Annotated in this window: 25 protein-coding genes; 2 read left to right on the top strand and 23 right to left on the bottom strand. The window is 71.1% G+C overall.

The features are described from left to right. Positions 1-114: 114 nt before the first annotated feature. On the bottom strand, positions 115-774 hold the full coding sequence (locus ABFX51_RS11985) for a TetR/AcrR family transcriptional regulator (protein WP_091512967.1): 660 nt from the start codon (positions 772-774) through the stop codon (positions 115-117). A gap of 62 nt (positions 775-836) precedes the next feature. Here ABFX51_RS11985 and ABFX51_RS11980 point away from each other — a divergent pair, with 62 nt between their 5' ends. Beyond that, positions 837-1,886 (top strand): zinc-binding alcohol dehydrogenase family protein, encoded by a 1,050-nt coding sequence (locus ABFX51_RS11980; RefSeq protein ID WP_346053753.1) that lies wholly within the window; start codon positions 837-839, stop codon positions 1,884-1,886. Here the strand turns inward: ABFX51_RS11980 and ABFX51_RS11975 are convergent. Genes ABFX51_RS11975 through ABFX51_RS11945 form a run of 7 tightly spaced genes read right to left on the bottom strand, consistent with a single transcriptional unit; the run spans position 1,876 to position 6,876 of the window. Further along, positions 1,876-2,757: an NUDIX hydrolase gene (locus ABFX51_RS11975; RefSeq protein ID WP_346053752.1), complete on the bottom strand. Its 882-nt coding sequence runs from the start codon at positions 2,755-2,757 to the stop codon at positions 1,876-1,878. The two genes, ABFX51_RS11980 and ABFX51_RS11975, sit on opposite strands and share 11 nt — an antisense overlap. Further along, positions 2,738-3,688, bottom strand: a complete 951-nt coding sequence (locus tag ABFX51_RS11970) for an ROK family protein (protein WP_346053755.1) — start codon at positions 3,686-3,688, stop codon at positions 2,738-2,740. The genes ABFX51_RS11975 and ABFX51_RS11970 overlap by 20 nt, the downstream gene beginning before the upstream one ends. A gap of 15 nt (positions 3,689-3,703) precedes the next feature. Further along, positions 3,704-4,078: a hypothetical protein gene (locus tag ABFX51_RS11965; protein WP_346053751.1), complete on the bottom strand. Its 375-nt coding sequence runs from the start codon at positions 4,076-4,078 to the stop codon at positions 3,704-3,706. Then, positions 4,075-5,220, bottom strand: a complete 1,146-nt coding sequence (locus tag ABFX51_RS11960; RefSeq protein ID WP_346053750.1) for an ArsA family ATPase — start codon at positions 5,218-5,220, stop codon at positions 4,075-4,077. The genes ABFX51_RS11965 and ABFX51_RS11960 overlap by 4 nt, the downstream gene beginning before the upstream one ends. Before the next feature lies 1 nt (position 5,221). Then, positions 5,222-5,665 (bottom strand): SRPBCC family protein, encoded by a 444-nt coding sequence (locus tag ABFX51_RS11955; protein ID WP_091512956.1) that lies wholly within the window; start codon positions 5,663-5,665, stop codon positions 5,222-5,224. 21 nt (positions 5,666-5,686) lie between these two features. Further along, complete coding sequence (locus ABFX51_RS11950) at positions 5,687-6,478, bottom strand: metallophosphoesterase family protein (RefSeq protein ID WP_346053749.1); 792 nt, start codon at positions 6,476-6,478, stop codon at positions 5,687-5,689. A 5-nt stretch (positions 6,479-6,483) separates the two neighbouring features. After that, on the bottom strand, positions 6,484-6,876 hold the full coding sequence (locus ABFX51_RS11945; protein WP_346053748.1) for a polyketide cyclase / dehydrase and lipid transport: 393 nt from the start codon (positions 6,874-6,876) through the stop codon (positions 6,484-6,486). 95 nt (positions 6,877-6,971) lie between these two features. Here ABFX51_RS11945 and ABFX51_RS11940 point away from each other — a divergent pair, with 95 nt between their 5' ends. Next, positions 6,972-8,774: an AMP-dependent synthetase/ligase gene (locus tag ABFX51_RS11940; RefSeq protein WP_346053747.1), complete on the top strand. Its 1,803-nt coding sequence runs from the start codon at positions 6,972-6,974 to the stop codon at positions 8,772-8,774. Between the two features lie 6 nt (positions 8,775-8,780). On the opposite strand, the gene ABFX51_RS11935 is transcribed toward ABFX51_RS11940, so the two are convergent. From ABFX51_RS11935 to ABFX51_RS11865, 15 genes are all read right to left on the bottom strand, one after another. Beyond that, positions 8,781-9,341: a hypothetical protein gene (locus ABFX51_RS11935; RefSeq protein ID WP_346053746.1), complete on the bottom strand. Its 561-nt coding sequence runs from the start codon at positions 9,339-9,341 to the stop codon at positions 8,781-8,783. Positions 9,342-9,645: 304 nt separating this feature from the next. Next, positions 9,646-10,152 carry a hypothetical protein gene (locus ABFX51_RS11930; RefSeq protein ID WP_346053745.1) on the bottom strand — a complete coding sequence of 169 codons (507 nt, stop codon included), beginning with the start codon at positions 10,150-10,152 and terminating at the stop codon, positions 9,646-9,648. Further along, positions 10,149-10,637 carry a hypothetical protein gene (locus ABFX51_RS11925; RefSeq protein WP_091512939.1) on the bottom strand — a complete coding sequence of 163 codons (489 nt, stop codon included), beginning with the start codon at positions 10,635-10,637 and terminating at the stop codon, positions 10,149-10,151. The genes ABFX51_RS11930 and ABFX51_RS11925 overlap by 4 nt, the downstream gene beginning before the upstream one ends. Continuing rightward, the gene (locus tag ABFX51_RS11920; RefSeq protein ID WP_346053744.1) at positions 10,634-11,875 is read right to left on the bottom strand and encodes an MCE family protein; all 1,242 of its coding nucleotides are present in this window, start codon (positions 11,873-11,875) and stop codon (positions 10,634-10,636) included. Before ABFX51_RS11920 ends, ABFX51_RS11925 begins: the two co-directional genes overlap by 4 nt. Then, on the bottom strand, positions 11,875-13,047 hold the full coding sequence (locus ABFX51_RS11915) for an MCE family protein (RefSeq protein WP_346053743.1): 1,173 nt from the start codon (positions 13,045-13,047) through the stop codon (positions 11,875-11,877). The genes ABFX51_RS11920 and ABFX51_RS11915 overlap by 1 nt, the downstream gene beginning before the upstream one ends. Continuing rightward, a complete protein-coding gene (locus tag ABFX51_RS11910) occupies positions 13,044-14,231 on the bottom strand; it encodes an MCE family protein (protein ID WP_346053742.1) in 1,188 nt (395 codons plus the stop codon). The genes ABFX51_RS11915 and ABFX51_RS11910 overlap by 4 nt, the downstream gene beginning before the upstream one ends. Next, positions 14,228-15,259: an MCE family protein gene (locus ABFX51_RS11905; protein ID WP_346053741.1), complete on the bottom strand. Its 1,032-nt coding sequence runs from the start codon at positions 15,257-15,259 to the stop codon at positions 14,228-14,230. The genes ABFX51_RS11910 and ABFX51_RS11905 overlap by 4 nt, the downstream gene beginning before the upstream one ends. Next, the gene (locus ABFX51_RS11900; RefSeq protein ID WP_346053740.1) at positions 15,256-16,296 is read right to left on the bottom strand and encodes an MCE family protein; all 1,041 of its coding nucleotides are present in this window, start codon (positions 16,294-16,296) and stop codon (positions 15,256-15,258) included. Before ABFX51_RS11900 ends, ABFX51_RS11905 begins: the two co-directional genes overlap by 4 nt. After that, entirely contained in the window at positions 16,293-17,624 is a 1,332-nt protein-coding gene (locus ABFX51_RS11895; protein ID WP_091512926.1) for an MCE family protein, read from the bottom strand. The genes ABFX51_RS11900 and ABFX51_RS11895 overlap by 4 nt, the downstream gene beginning before the upstream one ends. Next, positions 17,621-18,481 carry an MlaE family ABC transporter permease gene (locus tag ABFX51_RS11890; protein ID WP_177228877.1) on the bottom strand — a complete coding sequence of 287 codons (861 nt, stop codon included), beginning with the start codon at positions 18,479-18,481 and terminating at the stop codon, positions 17,621-17,623. The genes ABFX51_RS11895 and ABFX51_RS11890 overlap by 4 nt, the downstream gene beginning before the upstream one ends. Continuing rightward, positions 18,481-19,275 (bottom strand): MlaE family ABC transporter permease, encoded by a 795-nt coding sequence (locus ABFX51_RS11885; protein WP_091512920.1) that lies wholly within the window; start codon positions 19,273-19,275, stop codon positions 18,481-18,483. The genes ABFX51_RS11890 and ABFX51_RS11885 overlap by 1 nt, the downstream gene beginning before the upstream one ends. 229 nt (positions 19,276-19,504) lie before the next feature. Beyond that, a complete protein-coding gene (locus ABFX51_RS11880; protein WP_346053739.1) occupies positions 19,505-20,260 on the bottom strand; it encodes a glucose 1-dehydrogenase in 756 nt (251 codons plus the stop codon). After that, positions 20,261-21,769 carry an aldehyde dehydrogenase family protein gene (locus tag ABFX51_RS11875; RefSeq protein ID WP_091512915.1) on the bottom strand — a complete coding sequence of 503 codons (1,509 nt, stop codon included), beginning with the start codon at positions 21,767-21,769 and terminating at the stop codon, positions 20,261-20,263. Continuing rightward, complete coding sequence (locus tag ABFX51_RS11870) at positions 21,766-22,593, bottom strand: SDR family NAD(P)-dependent oxidoreductase (protein WP_091512912.1); 828 nt, start codon at positions 22,591-22,593, stop codon at positions 21,766-21,768. Before ABFX51_RS11870 ends, ABFX51_RS11875 begins: the two co-directional genes overlap by 4 nt. Beyond that, a complete protein-coding gene (locus ABFX51_RS11865; protein WP_091512908.1) occupies positions 22,590-23,678 on the bottom strand; it encodes a zinc-binding dehydrogenase in 1,089 nt (362 codons plus the stop codon). The genes ABFX51_RS11870 and ABFX51_RS11865 overlap by 4 nt, the downstream gene beginning before the upstream one ends. Positions 23,679-23,746: the final 68 nt, after the last annotated feature.

The following is a 23,746-nucleotide window of genomic DNA, read 5'->3' as shown; positions in this document are numbered from 1 at the left end:
CCCGCCGGACCTCAGCCCGGGCGTGTCGGGCCAGAAACACCGATCTTGAAACAGTCCCTCCTGACGGCGTCGCTTCGCGATGGCTCCGCCACCCTTGACACGGTGAGCCAACCGCTAATGAGGCTGGGGATCGGTGTGGGGGTGGGTGTGGGCGGTGGGGCCGCTTCCGTTGCGTTGCCGGGCGGCGGTTGCTGTTGCGCCGGCTAGGAAGACTGTGATCGCGTCGTCGATCAGGGATTCGCCTTGGGGTGGGGTGATTCGGCGGGAGGCTACCAGTGACGCGATGCCTTGCATGGTTGCCGACAGTAGGAGTGTGAAGCGGGTTACGTCGTTTGCGTTGTAGGCGCCCGCTTTCACACCCGCGTTCATGATGCCCGCCATGGTCTCGAACAGGGCCTCCGCCGCGTGCTGCACCTCCTTCGACGGCCCGTCCACCTTCGCCGCGAACATGAGGTCCAGCAGGGCCGGTTCCCGCACCGCGAAGCGCACGTACGCCGAGGCCACCGCTCGCAGGAGTGCCGCGTGGTCGCCCGTCGCACCGTCGGCGGCGGTGCGCATCTCAGCCGTCAGCCGGAGGAAACCCCGCTCCGCCAAGGCATCGAGGAGTGCGTTCCGGTCGATGAAGTGCGTCCTCGGGGCACCGTGGCTGACACCGGCCGCGCGCGCCAGTTCGCGGAGGGACAGCGCGCGCGCCCCCCGTTCGCGCAGCACCTTCTCCGCCTCGTCGAGCAGGGCCGCGCGGAGGTTGCCGTGGTGGAAGGGACGATCGGGCACCCTCCCACCTTACGCGAATCTAGACATTGACTAGAATCTAGACACTGCCTAGATTGAGCGTCATGACCGAACAGAACCTGGCGCTGTGGCTGCCGAAGCGGGGCGCGCGCTTCGAAGTGGGGCCCGCCCCGTACACACCTCCGGCGCCGAACGAAGTCGTCGTCCGGGCGCGGGCGCTGGCCGTGAACCCGGTCGACGGCATGCCGGGTTTCGCCTACCGCTTCGTCGTGCCGTGGCTGACCTACCCGGCCGTCGTGGGCTCGGACGTCGCCGGTGAGGTGGTCGAGGTCGGCACCGGGGTGACGCGGTTGCGGCCCGGCGATCGCGTCGTCGGGCACGCGTTCGGCGTCGAGAAGTCGCAGAACCGTGCGGCGGAGGGCGCTTTCCAGCACTACGTCGTGCTCATGCAGCACATGGTCGCCCCCATCCCCGATTCACTCTCCTTCACGCAGGCTGCCGTGCTGCCGCTGACGCTGTCCACCGCCGCGACCGGACTGTTCCAGCAGGACCACCTCGGGCTGGCGCTCCCCACCGCCGACGCCCCCGAACGGCACGAGACGGTCCTGGTGTGGGGCGCGTCGACGAGCGTGGGCAGCAACGCCGTGCAGCTCGTCCGCAACGCCGGTTACCGCGTTGTCGCCACGGCGTCCCCGCGCAACTTCGACTACGTGAAGTCGCTCGGCGCGGCGGTGGTGGTGGACCGCCACAGCCGCACGGCCGTCGACGAGCTGGTGCGTGCGATCGGTGACAGCCCGCTCGCCGGCTCGCTGGCGATCGGACGGGGGTCGCTCGTGCCCGCCGTCCGGATCGCGTCGCGGACCGAGGGCAGCAAGCGCGTCACGTCCACGCAGACCGAGCAGGTCACGCGCCTGCGCTCACCCCGCGCGCGCCGCCCCGGGGTCCGGGTGAGCGGGATCTGGGGCGGCACGCTCAAGGACAACGAGGTCGGCCCGGCGATCTACGCGGACTTCCTCCCCGCCGCGCTCGCGCGCGGGACCTACCGGGCCGCGCCGGAAGCGGTCGTCGTCGGCAACGGGCTCGACCGGATCCCCGAGGCGCTGCGACGCCTCAAAACCGGCGTCTCCGCGAAAAAACTCGTCGTCACCGTGTGAGCTCGTCCAGCGCCGCCAGCAAGGTTCCGGGCCCGAGGTACGCCGCGCCCTCCGCGGTCACGCGGCTGCGCAGCTCCCGGTCGGCCGTCACCACGGTCACGTGGTCCGACGGCCGGTCCGCGCGCAGGCCGCGCACCGTGTCCACGATCGCCGAGTCACCGTCGTGCTCGGCGGCGACCACCTCGACGTCCTCGCTCGGTTCGACGCCCTTCGCCCGGCCCTCCACGACCAGCACGACCCGCGGCCACCACGACCACTCCGGTCCGTCCGACACCGCGAAGTCCTCGCCCCGCACGCCGCTGCGCACCAGGCCCGCCAACCGGTCCCGCAACCGCCCCGCGGCACCGGCGCGATCACGCCACCAGCCGTCCGGCCGGGAGCCGACGACGTTGGCCCCGTCCACGACCAGCACCAGTTCCCGCCCCAGCTCCGGGTGCAGCACCGGCCACGCCGACGCGAAATCCCGGTGCAGCGGGTAGTCCGCGACGTCCTCGGGAGCGACCCAGCGCAGCTCGTTGCTTTCGCCGTTCAGCACCATTTCCGGCACCGGCCGCACAGTCTGCGCGAGGACCGTCGTGTACGTCCAGCCGCCGTGGTCGACCGTCCACGACGAGAGCGGCCGCACCGCGTCACGGGGGATGCCGGTCTCCTCCTCGGCCTCCCGCGTCGCGGCCTGCCAAGGGTCCTCGGAGCTGTTCAGCGCACCGCCGGGCAGCGCCCACGTGTCACCGTGGTGCGTCCACCACGCGCGGTGCTGCAACAGCACGCCCCGCTCCGGATCGGCCAGCAACAGTCCCGCGGCCCCGAACCGGCCCCAGTGCCGGTGCCCGCCAAGGCACTCGACGAAACCGTCACCGTCCATCCCCGCCATTGTCACACGCTTCCAGAGCCAGCGCGGCGGCCCCGACCATCGCCGCGTCGTCGCCCAGCTGCGCGGTGCGGATGCGCGCCAGCGGCCGGTGCCGGGCACCGGTGATCGCCGCCGTGTAGTGCTCGCGGGCCTCGTCGAGGAACAGCGGCGCGGAGCCGGACACGCCCCCGCCGATCACCACGATCTCCGGGTCGAACACGTCGGACACCAGCGCGAGCCCCTCGCCGAGCCACTTCGCCAGCTCCGCCACCGCGCGCTGCGCGATCGGGTCCCCGTCGCGCGCGGCGCCCGCGACCCGCCGTCCCGTGATCGACCCGAAGTCGCCCGACGCCTCGCGCGCCAGCACCGTCGACTGCCCGGGGTGCCGCGCCAGCAGCTCGATCGCCGTCGCCGCGAGCGCCGTGCCGCTGCAGTACCGCTCCCAGCAGCCGTACTTGCCACACGGGCAGGCGCGCCCGCCCGGCACGACCGTCAGGTGCCCCAGCTCCGGCGCCACCCCGTACGCGCCGCGGTAGATCTCGCCGTCGAGCAGCAGCCCTGCGCCGATCCCCGTGCCGATCGCCACGAGCGCCGCGACCCGGCAGCCCCGCGCCGCGCCGAACCGGTGCTCGCCCAGCGCGGCCGCGTTCGCGTCGTGCTCCAGCGTCACCGGCAGGTCCACGCGCTTGGCGATGCGGTCGGCGACCGGTGCCGCGCGCCACGCCAGGTGCGGGGCGAACATGACCGTGCGCCGGTCGTTCGCGACGAACCCGGCGACCGCGAGACCGACCGCGCAGACGTCCTCGTGCCGGTTGCGCAGCTCCTCGATGACGCCCGTGATCGCGTCCTCCAGCGCGCTTTCGTCCCGTGGCGTGCCGACGCGGTCGGTGTCCAGAATGGACCCCTGCGCGTCCACCACGGCGGCGCGGACGCTCGTGCCGCCGACGTCCAGCCCGATCGCGTGCACTCAGGACTCCTCGCCGCGCCACTGCACGGGGATGTGCTGCACTCGCGGGTTCTCCGGCTTCGGCGGGGGTTCCGGCGCGAAGCCGGGCATGTGGAAACCGTGCTCGGGATCCCACCGGTCGGCCAGCACCGCACGCAGCAGCGCGACCAGCTGGCCGAGGTGCTCCACGAGCCGGGCGGCGAACTCGGGCCGCTCCCCGCGCACGACGGCGACCACCGCGCACAACGGGCACCAGCCGCAGTCGCCCGCCGGACGGTCGCCCTGGCCGTGGCCCGCGGCCACCAGGCCGTCCAGCCACGGCGCGGCCCGCTCCACCACCATGTCCACGAGCAGCCGCACCTCTTCGGCGAGGCTCGTCGCGTCGGTCTCGCTCATTCGGCCCCTCCGGGGTGGGTAAACGACACGACCAGGCCACGCGCGTCGGACGCGGCGCCGGTGACGGAGCAGGGCCGCAGCGCCTCGGGCAGGGCGATCAGGCGGCGGAAACCGTCGACGGTGATCGCCAGCTCGTCGTCCACCCGTGCCAGCTCCAGTGTGGCGTCCGGCCCGAGCGGCATCGCCACCCGCAGCTCGTAACCACCGTCCACTTCGGACACGTGCAGCAGGGGCGCTTCAGTGCCGTCCTTGAGCGTCAACGGATCCTGGTCACCGTAAAGCTCGTGGGAGATCTCCAGCAGCGCGGGCAGGCCCACGGGCTCGGCGGCCCGGTGCTCGACCCGTGCGAACTCCGGCAGCCCCGCCCCGCCCAGCTCGGCGAGCACGGCGTCCTGCTCCCGCCGCCGCGTGCGCAACCACGACGCCGCCGCGCCCCGCCACACGCCGGGGGCGGGCATCAGCCGGTTCACGATCGCGCCCTCGACGCGGATCCCGCGCAGCGCAAGGGAAGTCAGCGTCCGCCGCGCCTCGGCGACGACGACGCGTTCCGGGGTCAGCACGAGCCGCACGCCGGTCGTCGCGGGATCGGTGAGCAGCCGCCGCAGGGACTCCAGGTGTGCCGCCAGCCGCCGCACCGCCTCGACGGTGCCGCGCGGGCCCGCGAGCTTCACTTGCCACATCCTGTTGAGATACCCGGAAACGGCCTCGGGAAGCGCGAGCAGGCGCAGCGTCTCGGCCGTCGGCCCGCAGTCCACGACCACCACGTCCCACCGCCCCGACTCGGCCAGCCGCTGTACCTCCGTGAGCGCGAGCAGCTCGTCGACCCCGGGTAGCACGGTCAGCTCTTCGGCGTCCAGGGAGTCGATCCCCGCCCCCGCGAGCGCGGACCGCAGCTTCCCGCGCAGCTCCTGCCACACGTCGTCGACCAGACCACGGGAGTCCACCTGCGCGGCGTGCAGGCAGTGGTCCACCTCGGCGGGCTCGGCGCCCAGCCGCTGCGCGAACGCGTCCCCCAGCGAGTGCGCCGGATCGGTCGAGACCACCAGCGTCTTGTACCCGCGCGTCGCGAGCCCGGCCGCCGTCGCCGCGGCGAGCGTCGTCTTCCCGACCCCGCCCTTGCCGGTGAACAGCAGCAGCCGCATCTCAGCCGAGGTCCTCCACCCGGCGCTTCAGCTCCTTGAGCGCGGTGTCCATCACCATCTTCTCCGCCTTGCGGCGCAGCAGGCCGATCATCGGCAGCGCCAGCTCGACGGACAGGGTGTAGGTGACCTTCGTGCCACCGGACGGGGTCGGCGCCAGCTCGTAGCGGCCGTCCTGCGCCTTCTGCATCTGGCCCTTGACGAGGTGCCAGCTGACCGACCGGCCGTCGGGCGCCCAGTCGTACTCCAGGGTGTAGACGTCCTTGATCGGCCCCGCGTCGAGGGTCAGCTTGACCTGCTTCGGGTTGCCGTCGCCGTCGGTGGCGAGCACCTCGGTCTCACGGACCTGCTTCGCCCACTCCGGGTACGACCCGAAGTCCGCGATCACCGCCATCACCCGCTCCGGCGGCGCGTCGACGTCGATGGACTGCGTGGACTGGTCGGCCATGGCGGAGAGGTTACCGGGCGGTCAGAGCCTCAGCACGTACGGACGTTCCGTGGCCTTGAAGTGCCCGACGTTGCGGCATTCGGTCCGGCCCGTCCGCAGGCGCGCGGACAGCGGCTGGTGCACGTGCCCGAACAGCGACCAGCGGGGCCGCTGCTCGGCGATCAGCGCGCGCAGCGCGGTGGAACCCAGCTCCTGCCTGCGGGCGACGACGTCGTAGGTCAGCTCGGGGAAGGCGGGCGGGACGTGGGTGCACAGCACGTCCACGTCGTCGAGCTTGTCGACCGCGGCGTCGAACTCGTCACGCGTGCGCAGGTACGGCCGCCACACCGGGTTCGTCCGCCGGACGGTGGCGCCGGGCGGCAGCACGACGCCACCGACGAAGCCGAACCGCACCCCGCCGATCTCGACCACCTCGCCGTCGACGAGCGTCACGCCGTCTCCGGCGAACTCGGGCCACAGGTGCGGCGAATCGACGTTGCCAGGCGTGGCGTAGGTGGGTGCGGTCATCGCGGCGAACAGCTCGGCGTACTGCTCGCGGATCGCCTCCTCGACCGCCGCGCCCGGGTCTTCGAGGCTCTCCCAGAGCGAGCGGGAGAAGGCGATGGTCTCGTCGCGGCTGCCCTCGCGCCGCAGCCGGGCGAAGGTGCCGACCTTCTCGGCGCCGAACAGCGTGCCGAGGATGCCCTTGTCGTGCTGGTGGTAGTCGACGAAGTCGAGCAGGTCCCCCAGCACGATCAGCGCGTCGGCGCCCTCACCGGCCCTGGCGAGCGCCTCCGCGTTGCCGTGCACGTCGGAGACGACATGTACGCGCATGATTTTCAGCTTATCTTCGAGGGCGGGATCCCCGGCTCGCGTCCATCCTCCAGGATCTGCTTCAGCTCCAGCGCGATCGCCTTCGCGGCACGCGCCCGCCGGTCGCCTTCGCGACGGAGATCACGTGGCCTGACCAGCCCGGCCGGGCTCGCGCGGAGGAAGTAGTGCAGCAGCGTGCCGTCCAGCACCGGCTCCAGCCACACCTCCATGGTGCCCACGAGCGCGCCCTTGACCGTCCACCGCAGACCCTCGTCACCGCGGTCGGTGTAGACCTCCAGCCGCAGGTCAGGCCAGTAACGACGCCAGGCGGCCGGCGCGGCGAAGGCCGCTTTCACCGTGGCGGGCGGCACCGCGAGGAAGGTCTCGTCGACGACGTCGATGGCGGGCGGCGTGCTCACGGGGTTCAGGATGTCATGGCCGCCCGGCCTTGGTCGTAAGGTGGTACTGACGCTAAGTTGACCGGCGAGTAACACCGAAGACGCGGAGGTCCCCCGTGCGCGAGTACAGCGCCCCGGCAGCGAAGCCGGTAGCCGATGACGAGAACCTCAGCGACATCCTGTGGGCGAACGCGGAGCGGTTCCCGGAGGCCATCAGCTTCCGGCGCCAGGTCGACGGGTCCTGGCTGGACGTCACCTCCCGCGAGTTCGCCGCCCAGGTGCTCGCCGCGGCAAAAGGCCTGGTCGAAGCGGGGATCGAACACGGGGACCGGGTCGGGCTGATGTCCAAGACCCGGTACGAGTGGCAGCTGCTGGACTTCGCGATCTGGGCCGCGGGCGCGGTCACCGTCCCCATCTACGACACCTCCTCCCCGGAGCAGGTGCACTGGATCCTGTCCGACTCGGGTGCCAAGGGCGTGTTCGTCGAGACCAGCGAGCACCTCGCGGCCGTCGACGAGGTGCGTGACCGGCTCGGGGACCTGCAGTACGTGTGGCAGATCGAGGCCGAGCACGCGCCGGGCGCCGTGGCGGAACTGACCGCGCTGGGCTCGAAGGTCGCCGACGACACGGTGCACGAGCGCCGCCGCGCGGTGCGGGCCGACGAGCTGGCGACCGTCGTCTACACGTCGGGCACCACGGGGCGCCCCAAGGGCGTGGAGCTGACCCACCGCAACCTGCTCGCCGAGATCCGCGCGGACATCGCGGCGTTCCCGCAGCTGATGGAGCCGGGCAACTCGTTGCTGTGCTTCCTGCCGCTGGCGCACGTGCTGGCGCGCGCCATCGCCGTGACGGCCATCACCGCGCGGGTCACGCTGGGCCACACCCCGGACGTCAAGAACCTGGTCGCCGACCTCGGCACGTTCCGGCCGACGTTCGTGGTGGCCGTGCCGCGCGTGTTCGAGAAGGTCTACAACTCGGCGAAGCAGAAGGCCCACAGCGAGGGCAAGGGCAAGATCTTCGACACCGCCGAGTCGGTAGCGGTCGCCTACAGCGAGGCGAAGGACTCCGGCGGCGCGGGGCTCGGGCTCAAGGCGAAGCACTTCGTGTTCGACAAGCTCGTGTACTCGAAGCTGCGGGCGGCGCTGGGCGGCCGGTGCATCGCGGCGGTGTCCGGCGGCGCGCCGCTGGGCCCGCGCCTGGCCCACTTTTTCCGCGGCATCGGCGTGCCGGTGTTCGAGGGCTACGGCCTGACCGAGACGTCGGCCGCGGCGAACGTCAACACGCAGACGGCGTTCCGCGTCGGCACGGTCGGGCGGCCCGTCGCGGGCACGTCGGTGCGCATCGCCGACGACGGCGAGGTGCTGCTCAAGGGCGACGTGGTCTTCCGGTCCTACTTCAACAACGAGACGGCCACCAAGGAGGCGCTGGAGGACGGCTGGTTCCACACCGGCGACCTCGGCGAGCTCGACGACGACGGCTTCCTGAAGATCACCGGCCGCAAGAAGGAGATCATCGTCACCGCGGGCGGCAAGAACGTGGCGCCCTCCGGCCTTGAGGACACGCTGCGGGCGAACCCGCTGATCAGCCAGGCGATGGTGGTCGGCGACCGGCGGCCGTTCATCGGCGTGCTGATCACGATCGACGAGGAGTTCTTCCCGGCCTGGAAGTCGCAGCACGGCAAGCCGGCGTCGGCGACGGTGGCGGACCTGGCCGACGACGCGGACCTGCGCGCGGAGATCCAGTCGGCGGTCGACGAGGCGAACAAGCAGGTCTCGCACGCGGAGTCGATCAAGAAGTTCGTGATACTGGCCAAGGACTTCAGCGAGGCGACGGGCGAGATCACGCCGAGCCTGAAGCTCAAGCGCAACGTGGTGAGCAAGAACTACGCCAACGCGATCGAGTCCCTCTACGCGCGCTGACGAGCGTCACGACAGGTCCTCCGGGTGCTCGTTCATGGCCCGCTCGACCGCGCTCTGCTGCCGGTCGGCGGAGGCGGCGTCCCGGTCGGTGTGCGCGCGGTCGCGGTCCGACGCCGCGGCCCGGCGGTCCGAGTCTGCCGCGCCACGGTCGCCGGCGTCGGCCGCGCGCCGGCCGATCGCCTCGTTCAGGTAGGTGCGGAGCGCGTACCGGTCGGCGCCGGCCGCGGCCCGGTCCGCTGCCGCGGCCTCGCGGTCCGCCCTGGCGTGTTTCCACAGCACGCCCAGCTCCTCCGGGGACAACCCGGCGCCCACGGCGCTGTCCTCGCGCCGGCCGGCTTCCTCGTCACGCTGGGCCGCGGCGGCGTCCCGCAGCCCGGCCCGGCGTAGACCGGCCCGGAGTTCGCCCTCTATCCCGCGAACCTCTGTCCGGCGGGCATCGGCGGCCTGATCACGTTCTTCAGCGCGCTCGTCGCGGTGCTCGGCCGCGCCGTCACGCCTCTCGGCGGCGTCGTCACGGTGCGACGCGTCCCAGTCCCTCTGGTCGCTTCGGGGGGAAACACCAGTCATCGCCTCATGGTGCCACCGCCGGGGAGATGCACAACCGAAAACGTCGCCCGAAATGGGATCCGCGCGGAGCGCCGCTCGCGAACGCCGGACGAGTCGCCGCGCCTCCGCCCGTTTCCGCGCGGCCTCGGCCTGCAACCGCGCGGCTCTGGTGCACACGAAATCGGCGGCGGCCAGCGCGGCCTCGATCTTCTCCCGCAGCCGGTCGCCGCTCTCCGGATGACCCACCAAGCCGCTCACCACCTCGTACGCAACCAGACGCGCCGGTGCTTCCCGTTCCTCCGCCGCGAGAAACACGGGCGGCCCCTCACAGGGCCGTCATGCTCGCGATCTTCCAGGTGCCGTCGACCTTGCGTGCCGTCACCGACAGGGCCGCCGAGGCCGAGGACTGCTGGTTCGTCGTGGTGACGAGGGTCTGCTGGTCGAGGAACACCAGGACGCGGGCGGTGTCCCCGCGCAGGTCGGAGACGCCGATCGAGCCGATGGTCGTCGTGCGGATGAGTTTCTGCGCCACTGCCTGCTGTTTCGCCGCCTCGTAGCCGGACCGGTACTGCCCCACCGCCTCGTCCACGAGCACGCTCGCCGCCGCGCGTTCGGTGCGGGCGAGGTTGGCGTAGTCGTAGGAGAAGAGCGCTTTCACGCCCGCGCTGATCTGGTCCGCGACCTCCGCCGTCGCCCGCGTGTCCGCCACCGCGACGTTGCCGCCGTGCGCCGCCGACGCCCGCAACGCCGCGAAGACCGCGAACCCGGTCGCCAGCACGACCACCGCCGCCAGTGCGGCGAGCACGTTCGCCCGCCTGCGCTCCCCGCTCACGCCGCCGCCTGCACGGAATCGACCTTCCAGACCCCGCCGGTCCTGGTCAGGGTCGCGTTCAGCCGGGCACGGCTGGTGGCCGACGGCGCGCCGTTCGTGCTCAGCTGCACGTCCAGCACGGCCAGGACGCGTGCGGTGTCGCCGTTCAGCTCGGCCACGGCCGCCTGGTTCACCTTGGCGCTCGCCACCGTCCTGCTCGCCGTCGCGCGGGCGATCTGGTCCTGCCGGTCGTCGCTGAGCGTGCGGCCCAGCTGCCCCGTCGTCACGTCCAGCCAGCGGTCCACGGCGGGGCCGGGATCGTGGTAGTCGATGGTGTTGAGCGCGGCCAGCGCCTCGCCCGCCGCGGCCGACACCGCGTCACGGTCGTCCGCCCGCTTCGCCACGTCGTCGTGCGTGACGCGCCACCACGAGCCGCCGAACCACGCGGCGGCCAGTACCGACACGGCGGCCAGCGCGCTCGCCACCGTCAACCCGGGAGATCTCATCCCGGCAATCCCAGCAGCTGCCCGATTCCCGTCGCACCCGACCCCGACAACAACCCGAGCAGGCCCGGCAGCTGGGCCTGCTGCGCGGCCGGCGACTGCGTGGGCACGGGCTGGGTCTGCGCCGGGCTGACGGGCTTGCCCGCGTACGGGGCGTTCGCCGCGCCCCGCACCTCGGTCGGGCTGCCGGGCGGTTCCGCGCAGTACGCGAGCGTGTTCGCGGGCGCTTCACTGGTGTCGTTCGCCGGACGCTGTTTCGTGGTCTCGTAGCCCTTCGTGCAGGAGTGCGGGTCGAAGAAGTTGAGCACCAGCCCCAGGTGCCCCTCCCCGTTCGACCACACCGACCGCGTGAACGCCGAGATCACCGGCAGCGCGACCAGCTGCTCCTCGATCGCGTCCGTGCGCACGGACGTGATCTGCGTGGTGGTGAGCAGGTTCGCGATGAGCACCCCGAGATCGGTGCCGGACACCGACAGGATGCGGTCCACGTCGTCCGCGAGCCCGGGCAGCTCGTCGACCACCCGGCGCAGGTCGGGGTCCGACGTCTTCAGCTGCCCCGCGATCCGGCGCAGCCCGGCGGCGAGGTCCGTGATGTTCTGCGCCTGCCGCTCCTGAGTCGCCAGCACGGTGCGGCCGTCCGCGAGCAGCTTCGCCGTCTCCGGCAGGTTCTCCTGGGCGGTGGCCGTGAACGAGCCCGCGGTGTCGAGCAGCTGCTGCAGGTCCCCGCCCGTCCCGGCGAACGCGTCGTAGGTCTCGTCGACCACCGTCCGCAGCGACGCCGGGTCCACACTGGACACGAACTGGTCCAGGTTGGCCAGCACGGTGTCCGGCGAGACCGGCAACGCCGTCTTCGCCCGCTGGATCACGGAACCGTCGTGCAGGTACGGCCCGTCCTCGGAGCTGGGGCGCAGGTCCACGTACTGCTCCCCGACCGCCGACCGGTCGGCGACGACGGCCTGCGTGTCGGCCGGGATCTTCGTGCCCGAGTCGAGGTCCAGGTCCACGGCGACGCCCTGGTCGTCCAGCCGCATCGCGACGACCTTGCCCACCGACACCCCGCGGTAGGTCACCTCGGCGTTGACGAAGATCCCACCGGAGTCGGCCAGCTGCGCGGTCACGACGTAGCCCCGCGCGCCGAACAGCCGGTCCAGCCCGACGTACTTCCCGCCGACGTAGCCGACCGACAGGACCGCGATGAGCCCGAACGCGATCAGCTTGAGCCGGTGCCGCCTGGTGAACATCAGCGACCGCCTCCCAGCAGCGGACCCAGCAGGTCGCCGAGGAGCCCGCCGCTGGGCGCCTCCGGCTGCGGTGGCGGCGCGGGCTGCTGGGGCAACGGCAGCGGTGGCGCCGACGACGGCGTGCCCTGCCCCAGCCCGATCGTGCCCGCGGGTGTGGAGAGCTGCACCCGGCCGGCGTTGGCGATGTTCTGCAGGATCGCGCTGAGGTCGAGGTCCAGCCTCGCCCGCACGTTCGCGTAGTCGCCCCGCACCACCTCGCCCGCGACGTCCGGCAGCGGGTAGGTGGGCAGGATCTTCAGCGCGGTGGGCAGGTTCTGCCCCGCCTCGGCGAGTTTCGTGAGCGTCGGCGTCAGCGCTTTCAGGTTGTCGATCAGCTGCGCCTTGCTCTTGTCGATCGTGTCCACCGCGACCCCGGACAGCGTGTCGAGGGACTGGAGCATCCCGACGAGCTGGTCCCGCTGCTCGGTCAGCACCTTGAGCCCCGGCGCGAGGTTGTCGAGCGCGTTGCTCAGGTTCGCCGTCTGCCCGACCAGCGTGCTGGACAACCGGTTGAGCCCGTCGATGGCGCGGATGATCTCGCTCTTCTGGCCGTCCAGCTCGGTCGCGAGCTGGTCCACCCGCGACAGCAGCGCGCGGATCTCCGCCTCGTTGCCGGTGAGCGCCTTGTTCAGCTCACGCGTGATGTCCGCGAGCTGGTTCACCCCGCCACCGTTGAGCAGCAGCGACAGCGCGCCCAGCACCTCCTCCACCTCGGGGTTGCGGTTGGTGCGCGGCAACGGGATCACCGCGCCGTCCGCCAGCGTGCCCTCCGCCCCGGACTCCGGTTCCCGCAGCTGGACGAACTTCTCGCCCAGCAGGCTCGACTGCCGCAGGTCCGCGTAGGCGTTCGCGGGCAGCTTCACGTCGCCGTTGACCCGCATGCTGACGATCGCCGAGCGCGTGTCCGGCGCGAGGTCGATCTTGTCGACGCGGCCCACGGCCACGTCGTTGACCTTCACGCTCGCCTGCGGCACGAGGTCGAGCACGTCGGTGAACTGCGCGGTCACGTGGTACGGGTGGTCGCCGAGGTCCGCGCCGCCGGGCAGCGGCGTGCTGTACAGCCCGGCGAAACCACCGGTGCCGCAGCCGCCCAGCAGCAGCACCAGTCCGAGCACTCCCAGCAGCCGCTTCACGAGCCGTTCTCCGGGATCGACACGAGCGGCAGCAGCGGCAGCGGGGGCAGTTTGCCGCTGCCGATGTCGGCCATCAGCTGCGGGATCGACGGGATCTTCGCGATGCCGTCGACCACCGGCTGGAGCGCCTGGCACAGGTTCGACACCACGTCCGGCAGGCCGACCGGCGTGGACGCCTTGAGGATCCGGCACAACGTCGTCACGAGCGGGTTGGTGAACTCGTTGGCGTTGTAGCGGATCGCGATGCTGCCGGAGGCGGCGTCGTAGGAGTTGATGAAGTTCGTCATGCCCGTCGGCGCGACGTCGAGCACCTCGGCGAGCGCGGCCCGCTGGTCCACCAGCACCTTGCTCACGCTCGCCAGCTTGTCGACGTTCGACGTCAGCAGGTCGCGGTTCTCCTCGACGAAGCTCTGCACGTCACCGAGCGACGTGGCCAGTGACGACAGCGCACGTCCGACGTCGGCGGAATCGTCGGCCAGGAAGCCCGCGACGTCGGCCATCCGCGTGTAGAACTGGTTGAGCTGGCTGTCGCTGTCGGCCAGTGCGGTGGTGAACGACTGGAGGTTGCGCACGGTCGCGAACAGGTCGCCCTTGGAGTCGTCCAGCGTCCGGGACAGGTCCGCCAGCTCGGTGACCGTGTCGTTGATGTTCTTGCCGTTGCCGTCGAGGTTCTTCGCGGCGGTGTCGAGCAGGTCCGACAACGCACCGTTCGCGTTGGCACCATTGGGCCCCAGGCTCTGCGAGAGCTTGTCGAGGCTGCCGTAGAGGTCGTCGATCTCCATCGGCGTCGCGGTGCGTTCTTTCGGGATCACCGTGCCCGACGCCAGGACCGGCCCGCTGTCGTAGGCGGGGGTGAGCTGCACGTACCGGTCGCTGACCAGTGACGGCGCGACGACGACCGCACCCGCGTCGGCCGGGATCTGCACCCCGTCGTCGACCCGCATGTCCACGCGCACCACGTCGCCCTGCGGGGTCACGTTCGTGATCTGCCCGACCTGCACGCCCAGCACGCGCACCGACGAGCCCGCGTACAGCCCGACGGTCTTGTCGAACAACGCCGACACCTTCGTGCCCCCGCTGTCGCGGAACACCAGCCACAGCCCCGCGGTCAGCACGAGCGCCGCGACACACGCCGTGGCCACCCACCGGTAGGCGCTGCGCTTCGGTTCGCTGTCGATCGTCATCGGTTGCCCACCCCCTGGTCCGGCGCGGAGATCGGCGGCGTGCAGCCCTCGGGGTTGACCGACAGCCCGCCCGCCTTGATCACCGGTGGCAGCAGCCCGCAGATGTAGCCCTCGAACCAGCGGCCGTTGCCGGTCGCGTTGGTGCCCACGCGCGTGAACGGCGCCAGCAGCGCGAGGCTGCGGCCGAGGTTGTCCTGGTTGCGCTGGAGGATCGTGGTGACGTCGTTCAGCTTCTCCAGCGTGGGCCGCAGTTGCGCGCGGTTGTCGGCGACGAGCCCGCTCAGCTGCGCCGAAAGGTCCTGGGTGCCCTTGAGCAGGCGGCTGATCGCGTCCCGGCGCTGCTGCAGCTCGGTGAGCAGGAGGTTGCCGTCGTCGATCACGCGTTGCAGCTGCGCGTTGCGGTCGGAAAGCGTTTTCGACACCTGGCTGGTGTTGCTGAGCAGGTTCGCGAGTTCCTGGTCGCGCGAAGAGACCGTTTTGGACAGTGCGGACAATCCGTTCAGCGTGTCCCGCAACGGTTGCGGGGTGTCGCGGAGCGCGGCGGACACCGCGTCGAAGCTCTGCGCGAGCTGCCGGGTGTCGATGTCGCCGACGGTCTGCGACAGCTGCTGGAACGCGTCCTGGAGCTGGAAGGGTGTGGTGGTGCGGGAAACCGGGATCGGCGTGTCCGGGTCGAGCGCGCCGCCGCCCTTCGGTTGCAGCGCCAGGTACTTGTCGCCCAGCAACGTTTTGATCTCGATCGAGGCGGTGGTGTCCGCCCCCAGCTTCGTGTCCTCGACCTTGAACTTGACCAGCACCTGCTTGCCCGCGAGCGCCACGGAGCTGACCTGGCCCACCTTCACCCCGGCGACCTGCACCTCGTCGTCCGGCACCAGCCCGCCGGACTCGGCGAAGTACGCCTGGTACGTCGTGCCCGTGCCCAGCAGCGGCAGCTCGTCGGAGAAGTAGGAGACCAGGGTGACGAGCACGATCAACACGAGGGTCACCGCGCCGACGGCGGCCTGGTTGCGTTCGCGCAGGCGTTTCACGGCTTGCACCTCTCCGGCAGCTCGGTGCCCGGGATGGGCAGCAACGGCAGGGTGATGTCGAGCGAGGAGATGCCGATCGTGCCGGTCAGGTCGCAGAGGTAGTAGTTGTACCAGCTGCCGTAGCTCAGCGTCCGCGTGAACTTGTCCAGGTTCCCCGGCAGTTTCCGCAGCAGTTCGTCAAGCAGCTGCCCGGAGTCGGACAGGTTGGCCGACAACACCCCCAGCTGCTCGATGTCGTCCTTGACGGCGGGCCGGGCGTCCTGCACGAGCCCCGCGGTGACGTTCGTGAGCTCGCCCAGCGCCGAGAGCGCGTCGCCGATCGGCTGCCGCTGCTGTGCGAGGCCGGTCACGAGCTGCTGCGTCTGGTCGATCAGGTTCCCCAGCTGCGGCCCGCGCTGGTTCACGGTCGCCAGCACGGTGTTGAGGTTGTCGATGACCTGCCCGATCACCTTGTCCCGGTCCGCGATCGCGGAGGTGACGGACGCGGTGTGCGTCAACAGGCTCTGTATCGTGCCGCCCTCGCCCTGGAACACCTGGATGATCTCGTAGGACAGCTGGTTGACCTGCTGCGGGTCGAGCGCGGCGAACAGCGGTTTGAAACCGTTGAACAACACGGTGAGGTTGAGCGCGGGCTGCGTGCGCTCGGGCGGGATCACGCCACCCTCCGGCAGGGTCCCGTCACCGTCCACAGTGGTCCCGAGCGCGAGGTAGCGCTGGCCGACCAGGTTGCGGTACTTGACGGTCGCGGTCACCGCGGCGGGCAGCCGGTAGGCCGAGGAGACCGTGAAGTGGACGTCGGCGAGCGTGCGGTCGGCGTCCTCGGCGACCTCGATCCGGTCCACCTGCCCCACCTTCACACCGGCGATGCGCACGTCATCGCCCTCGTGCAGCCCTGAGGCGTCGGTGAAGCGGGCGGTGTAGCCGGCGGTGACGCCGAAGTTCGTGTTCGCGATGGTGGCGCCGAGGATACCGGTGAGCAGGATCGTGACCGCGGCGAAGACGATGATCTTGATCAGCGGAGCGGCGAAATTCCTCACTGCACGTCCACCTCCGCCCCGCGGTACAGCGGGCCGACCAGCAGGCTCGCCCAGCCCGGCACCTGGTCGGGCGTGGTGTCCATCGCGGGCGCGGCGAGCACGCCGATGAGGTCCTGTTCGGCGGGCGAGCCGGCGGGCGAACCCGTCGTGCCCGAACCGCCGTCGATGATCCCGTTGCTGGGCAACGGGGTGTTCTCGCCCGGCGGCACCGGCGGGTGCGACGAGCCGTCCTTGATCGGCCCGCCCGGCGGGTACTGCGGCCACCGCCCCGGCGGCAGGACCTGCGGGTAGCAGCGGGGGCCGCGCTTGTCCTCGTACCGCGGCTCGTCCTCGCCGGGCAGGTACTTCGTGCGGTCGGCGATGAACCGGATCGTGACGTGGTTCATCTCGTCCGTGCCGTGACCGAACGCCTCGTACGCGCGGGGCACGGACTCCGCGAACTGCTGCAGCATGCACGGGTACTCGGGCGCGTACTTCGCCAGGACGTCCAATGTGGACTGCGCAGTGGTGGTCAGCCGGATGATGTTGTTCTCGTTGACCCGCAGGAAGGTGCCGAGGTCCGCCGACACGTTCGTCACCGACTCGTACACCCTGGTCAGCTGCTGCTGCTCGTCGACGATCGTCTTGCTGGTCGTGGTGAGATCGGACAACGCTTGCAGGAAGTCCGGGGCGGCCCGGTCGTAGACATCGGTGACGTTGGCGAAGCTCGTGATGTCGGCCTTGAGGTCCGGCAGGGACGGGTTGAGGCCGCTGAGGTAGTCCGACAGCTGCGTCAGCGTCCGCCCCAGCTCTTCCCCGCGGCCCTGCAACGCCGTCGAGACGGCGCTCAAGGTGGCGGACAGCTTCTGCGGCTGCACGGACTGCAGCAGCGGCATCACGTCGTCGAGCACCTTCTCCAGCTCGATCGCCGAACTGCTGCGGTCCTGCGGGATGACGTCGCCCGCCGCCAGCGGCTCGTGTGACGGCCGCTCGGGCAGCTGCAACGCCACGTAACGCTCGCCGAACAACGTCTTCGGCAGCAGCCGCGCCGACACGTTCGACGGGATCTGCCCGATCTTGCCCGGGTCCAGCGCCAGGTCGATCGCCGCGTGGTCGCCCAGCGCGTTGACCGAGCGCACCTCCCCGACCACGACCCCGCGGATCTTCACATCCGACCCGGCGACGAGCTGGTTGCCGACGTGGTCGGTCTCCAGCCGCACCATGTCCACCGGCGTGAACGCCTTCTTGTAGATCGCGACCGTGGTGACGAAGAACAACGCGCACACGACGAGGAAGACCAGTCCCAGCAGCTGGTGCCACAGGCGGCGCCGCAGGATCGCCCGGTTCATCCCGAGATCCTCACCGTCGTCGTCGCGCCCCAGATCGCGAGGCTGAGGAAGAAGTCGAGCAGCGAGATCAGCACGATCGACGTGCGCACCGCCCGGCCGACCGCGACCCCGACGCCCGCCGGGCCGCCCGTCGCCGTGTAGCCGTAGTAGCAGTGGGACAGGATCACGATCGCGCTGAAGAAGATCACCTTCAGGAACGACCAGAGCACGTCCTCCGGCGGCAGGAACAGCGTGAAGTAGTGGTCGTAGGTGCCCGCGGACTGGCCGTAGAGCCACACGGTGATCTGCCGCGAGGCGAGGTAGGACGACAGCAGGCCCACGGCGTAGAGCGGGATCACGGCGGCGATCCCAGCGAGCACGCGCGTGGTCACGAGGTACGGCATGCTCGGCACGGCCATCACTTCGAGCGCGTCGATCTCCTCGGAGATGCGCATCGCACCCAGCTGCGCGGTGAACCCGCAGCCCACGGTCGCCGACAACGCGAGCCCCGCGGCTAGCGGCGCGACCTCGCGGGTGTTGAAGTAGGCCGAGATGAACCCGGTCAGCGCGGCGGTGCCGAGCTGGTTGAGCGCCGCGTAGCCCTGCATGCCGACGATGAGCCCGGTGAACATCGTCATGCCGATCATCACGCCGAGCGTGCCGCCGATCACGGCGAGGCCGCCGGTGCCGAAGCACACCTCGGTCAGCAGCCGCAGCGTCTCGCGGAGGTAGCGGCGCAACGTCCTGGGCGCCCACGCGAGCGCCCGCACGTAGAACGACAGCTGTTCCCCGAAGCCCTCGAAGATCGCACCCGGGCGCGCGATGAGTTCGAGCGTCCGGTCCGGCCGCTCGTCCGCCTCCAGCGCCTCGGTCGTCATCACAACGCCTTCGGTGGTACGACCCGCAGGTAGATGGCGGTCAGCACCACGTTGATCAGGAACAGCAGCAGGAACGTGATCACGACGGCCTGGTTCACCGCGTCGCCGACGCCCTTCGGCCCGCCGGACGGGTTGAGCCCGCGGAAGGCGGCGACCACGCCGGCGACGAACCCGTACAGCAGCGCCTTGACCTCGCTGACGTAGAGGTCCGGCAGCTGCGCGAGCGCGTTGAAGCTCGCCAGGTACGCGCCCGGCGTGCCGCCCTGCATCACGACGTTGAAGAAGTAGCCGCCGAGCACGCCGACCACGCTGACCAGCCCGTTGAGCAGGATCGACACGACGATCGCGGCCAGCACGCGCGGCACCACGAGGCGCTGGATCGGGTTGACCCCGAGCACCTCCATCGCGTCGATCTCCTCGCGGATCTTCCGCGCGCCGATGTCCGCGCAGACCGCGCTGCCGCCCGCGCCCGCGACGAGCAGGGCGGTGATGAGCGGCGACGCCTGCTGCACGATCGCGAGCGCGCTCGCGGCGCCGGTGAACGACTGCGCGCCGATCTGCTGCGTGAGCGAACCGAGCTGCAGCGCGATCACGGCGCCGAACGGGATCGCGACGAGCGCGGTGGGCAGGATCGTGACGCTGGCGAAGAACCAGCACTGCTGGATCCACTCGCGGAACTGGAACGGCCGGCGCGGGATCGCGCACAGCACCTCCCAGCCCAGCGTCGCGAGCCGCCCCACCTGAGCCAGCGCGGCGGAGCCCGGCACCGCGACCGTGCCACTGCGCGAACCCATCACACCTCCGCCGACCCCTCAGCCTCGTCGCTCGTGAGTCTCGCTCACCATGTGTGCCCGCTTTCCGTTAGCGGTGTTCACATGATCGGATCGGCGCCCTCCCGGTGAAGTTGATCACTCGCCCACCCGCCAGCCCGACCACCACCCCTCACGGAGGCGCTGTCGCGCCGCGGTCACGCCCACCCGCCAGCCCGACCACCACCCCTCACGGAGGCGCTGCGCGCCGCGGTCACAACTTCAAGGCATGCGTCGCCGTCGCACCGCCGTCGGCGACGAACTCCGCGCCCGTGCTGTACGAGCTTTCGTCGCTGGCGAGGAAGACCACGAGGCTCGCGATCTCCTCCGGCTGCCCGACCCGGCCCAGCGCCACCTTCTTGCCCACCCAGGACGTGTCGATCTCGGCGCCCCCCGCGGCCTCCGACACCATCGCGGTGTCGATCATGCCCGGGTGCACGGAGTTGACCCGGATGCCCTTGCGCCCGAGCTCCAGCGCGGCCACCTTCGTCATCCCGCGGATCGCGAACTTGCTCGCGGTGTAGGCGACGAGGTAGGGCATCCCGGCCAGTCCTTCCACTGAGGACACGTTGACGATCGAACCGGCTCCCGCGTGGGACATGGGTTCAACGACCGAGCGCATGCCGAGAAACGCGCCGATCTGGTTGACCCTGATGACCCGTTCGTAGTCGGCAAGGCTGGTCTTCGCGAGTTCCGAAAAGTGCAGGATCCCCGCGTTGTTGACCAGCACGGTCAGCGAGCCGAACTCGTCCACCGTGCGCTCGACCGCCGCAGCCCAGTCGTCCTCGCTGGACACGTCGAGGTGCTGGTAGGCCGCGCCGAGCTCGTCGGCGAGCGCCTTGCCCTCGTCGTCGAGGACGTCGGCGATCGTCACGCGCGCGCCCTCGGCGACGAACCGCCGGGCGGCCGCGGCGCCCTGGCCACGTGCCGCACCGGTGATCAACGCGACCTTCCCGTCGAGCCTGCCCATCTACATCATCTCGTCCGTCAGCGGCATGAACACCGACTTCAGCTCGGTGTACGCCTCGATCGACGACAACCCGCCCTCGCGGCCCAGCCCGGACTGCTTGAACCCGCCGAACGGCAGGTGCGGCTCGATCTGGAAGCCGTTGACGCCGATCGTCCCGGCCCGCAGCTTGCGTGAGACGCGGAAGGCGCGCTGGGCGTCGGCGGAGAAGACGCTCGCACCGAGCCCGTACTCGGTGTCGTTGGCGAGCCGGACGGCCTCGTCCTCCTCGGAGAACGGCACGACCGCCAGCACCGGGCCGAAGATCTCCTCCTGCGCGATCGTCGCGTCGTTGGCGACGTCGGCGAAGATCGTCGGGGACACGAAGTTCCCGGCCGCGAGGTCGCCGCCGAGCCGTTCGCCGCCGGTGACCAGCCGCCCCTCCTCCTTGCCGCGCTCGATGTAGCCGAGCACCCGCTCCAGCTGGCGTTCGTTGATCAGCGGGCACGCCAGCACGCCCGGGTCGAACGGGTCGCCGTAGGTGATGGCCGCGGCCATGCCCTGCGCGGCGGCGAGGAACTCGTCGTAGACCTCCCGGTGCACGAGCGCGCGCGTGTTCGCGACGCACGCCTGCCCGGACAGGCCCATCGTGACCGCGCCGATCGTCGTCGCGGCCGCGAGCCCGACGTTCGGCGCGTCCGCGAAGACGAGCGCCGGGCTCTTGCCGCCCAGCTCCAGCGAAACCCGCTTGAGCGTCCCGGCCGACGCTTCGACGATCCGCTGCCCGACGCGACGGCTGCCGGTGAAGCTGATCTTGTCCACGTCCCGGTGCGTGATGAGCGCTTCCCCGACCGGATCGCCGGGCCCCGTCACGACGTTGAGCGTGCCCGGCGGCAACCCCGCCTCGACGAGCAGCTCGACCATCCGCAGCACCGTGAACGTGCAGTACTCCGACGGCTTGAGCACCACCGTGCACCCGGCGCCCAGCGCGGGCGCGAGCTTCTGGGCGAACAGCAGGAACGGCGCGTTCCAGGGCAGGATCGCCGCGACGACGCCGACGGGTTCGCGGAACGTCATCGCGAGGTGGTCGCCGCCCTGGTACGGCGGCAGCGTCTGCCCGCCGAGCTTGTCCACCCACCCGGCGTGGTGGTCGAACACGTCCGCGGCGGCCTCGACCGAGGTCGCGTAGATGTTCCCGCTGAACGACAACGGCACCGAGTTGTCCAGCGCCTGCAACGCACGCAGCTCCTCGGCGTGCTCGCGCAACGCCTCGGCGTAGCGGTGCAGCAGCTTGATCCGCGTGCCCGCCCGGGAGTTCGACCAGGCGCCGGAGTCGAAGGCACGGCGGGCGGCCGACACCGCCGCGTCCACGTCCTCGGCCGTCGCCACGGCGAACTCGCCGATCGCCTCGCCGGTGGCGGGGTGCAGGTGGGTCCAGGTTCCGCCGCCGCCGGGACCCCACTGGCCGTCGACGAGCAGCTGCCCGGTCTTGAGCCCGACGGATTCGCGGTGCGGTTGCACGGTGAGGGTCATAGCAGCTCCTGACTGGCGAACATCTGGTCGCGGCCGGCGAAATGGGCTGGCAGCTCGGAAAGTCCGGCGAGATCCCACGTGCGTTCCAGCGACGGCGGCCGCACGAGCGCGACCTTCCCGCCGTGCACGACGAAGACCTGGCCGTTGACGGGTTCCGCCTCGGGCGAGGCGAGGAAGGCGACGAACGGGGCGACGTGGTCCACCGAAAGCGGGTCGGGTCCTTCGGGCGCGTCCCCGAAGGCCGCCTGCGTCATCGCCGTGCGGGCGCGGGGGCAGATCGCGTTGGCACGGACGCCGTAGCGCGCGCAGCCGCGGGCGGTGGCCACGGTGAGCGCCGCGATCCCGGCCTTGGCGGCGGCGTAGTTGGGTTGTCCGGCCGAGCCGAAGAGGAACGCCTCCGACGAAGTGTTGACGATCCTGGCGTAGACAGGATTTCCGTCCACTTTGGACTGCTGACGCCAGTGCGCGGTCGCGTTGCGCGTCAACAGGAAGTGCCCCCGCAGGTGCACCCTGATGACCGTGTCCCACTCCTCGTCGGACATCGAGAAGATCATCCGGTCCCGCAGCACCCCCGCGTTGTTCACCACGACGTGCAGCCCGCCGAAGTGCTCGAGCGCGACGGCCACGAGCGCGGCGGCGGTCTCCCGCTCGCCCACATCTCCCTTGACCAGCAAGGCTTTCCCGCCCGCCGCCTCGATCTCGTCCACCACGTCGGTCTCGGCGACGTCGTTGACCACCACGGCGACGCCGTCGCGGGCGAGCGCGAGGGCCTCCGCGCGCCCGAGCCCGGCTCCGGCGCCGGTGACGATGGCGACGCGGTTCACCCGAGGGTCACCACCTGGCGGATGACGTCCGTGCTGCCCTCACGCAGGACGGCGAGCCCGTCGTTGAGCTCGTCGAAGGTCAGCCGCCGGGAGATCATGCCGTCGAGGTCCAGCAGGCCGGCGCGCCAGAACCGCAGCATCTGCCCGGTGTCGTGGTGCACGTGCGAGGAACCGTAGAAGGAGCCGAGGATCTTCTTGTCGTGCAGGAACAGCTCCTGCGCGCTGAACTGCACCATCGCGTCCCCGCGGCCCGCCCCGACGACGACCACCGAGCCGCCGCGCCGCGCGCTGTCCCACGCCGACCGGATGGTGACCGGCAGGCCCACGACGTCGAAGGCGTAGTCGAACCCCTCGGCGTTGGTGACCTGCTGCTTCAGCTCCTCCAGCCCCTCCGGTGTGGTCGCGTGCGTGGCGCCGAACCGCTTCGCGATGGCGTGCTTGCCCTCGACGGGGTCGACGGCGACGATCGTCGTCGCCCCGGCCAGCCGCGCGCCCTGGATGACCGAGATGCCCACGCCGCCGCACCCGATCACGACGACCGTCGAGCCCGGGCGCACCTTCGCGGTGTTGAGCACCGCGCCCACGCCCGTGAGCACCCCGCACGCGATGAGCGCGGCAGTCTCGAACGGCACGTCGGGATCGACCTTGATCGCGCCCGAAGCCGGCACGACGAGCTCGTCGGCGAACGTCCCGAGCCCGGCGTACCCGAACACCGGCGTGTCACCGAGGCGGAACCGCGGCGTGGTGAACGCGGCGATCGCGTGCACGGAACACAGGTTCGGCTCGCCCCGCAGGCAGTTCGGGCAGTTGCCGCACGGCGGGACGAACGAGACGGTGACGTGGTCGCCGGGAGCGAGCTGCGCCACCGCCGAACCGACTTCGACGACCTCCCCGGCGCCCTCGTGCCCGACGATGCCCGGCGCGAGCGCGGGCAGCGTGCCGTCCATCGCGGAGAGATCGCTGTGGCAGATGCCGGAGGCCCGCACGCGGATGCGCACCTCGTGGGGCCCGGGATCCACGGTGGTGACGTCGTCACGCAGCTCGAGCTTGTCATCGCCGATCGCGTTCAGTACGGCGGCTCTCACGGGCAGCCTCCTCGCTGGCGCGGCGAGCCGTCGTCGGCCCGCCTCCTCCGGCACAGACTAGAATCTGT

It is taken from the genome of Amycolatopsis dongchuanensis (assembly GCF_039542405.1).
GTDB lineage: Bacteria > Actinomycetota > Actinomycetes > Mycobacteriales > Pseudonocardiaceae > Amycolatopsis_E > Amycolatopsis_E sacchari.
This window is presented reverse-complemented; position numbering and strand designations above follow the sequence as displayed.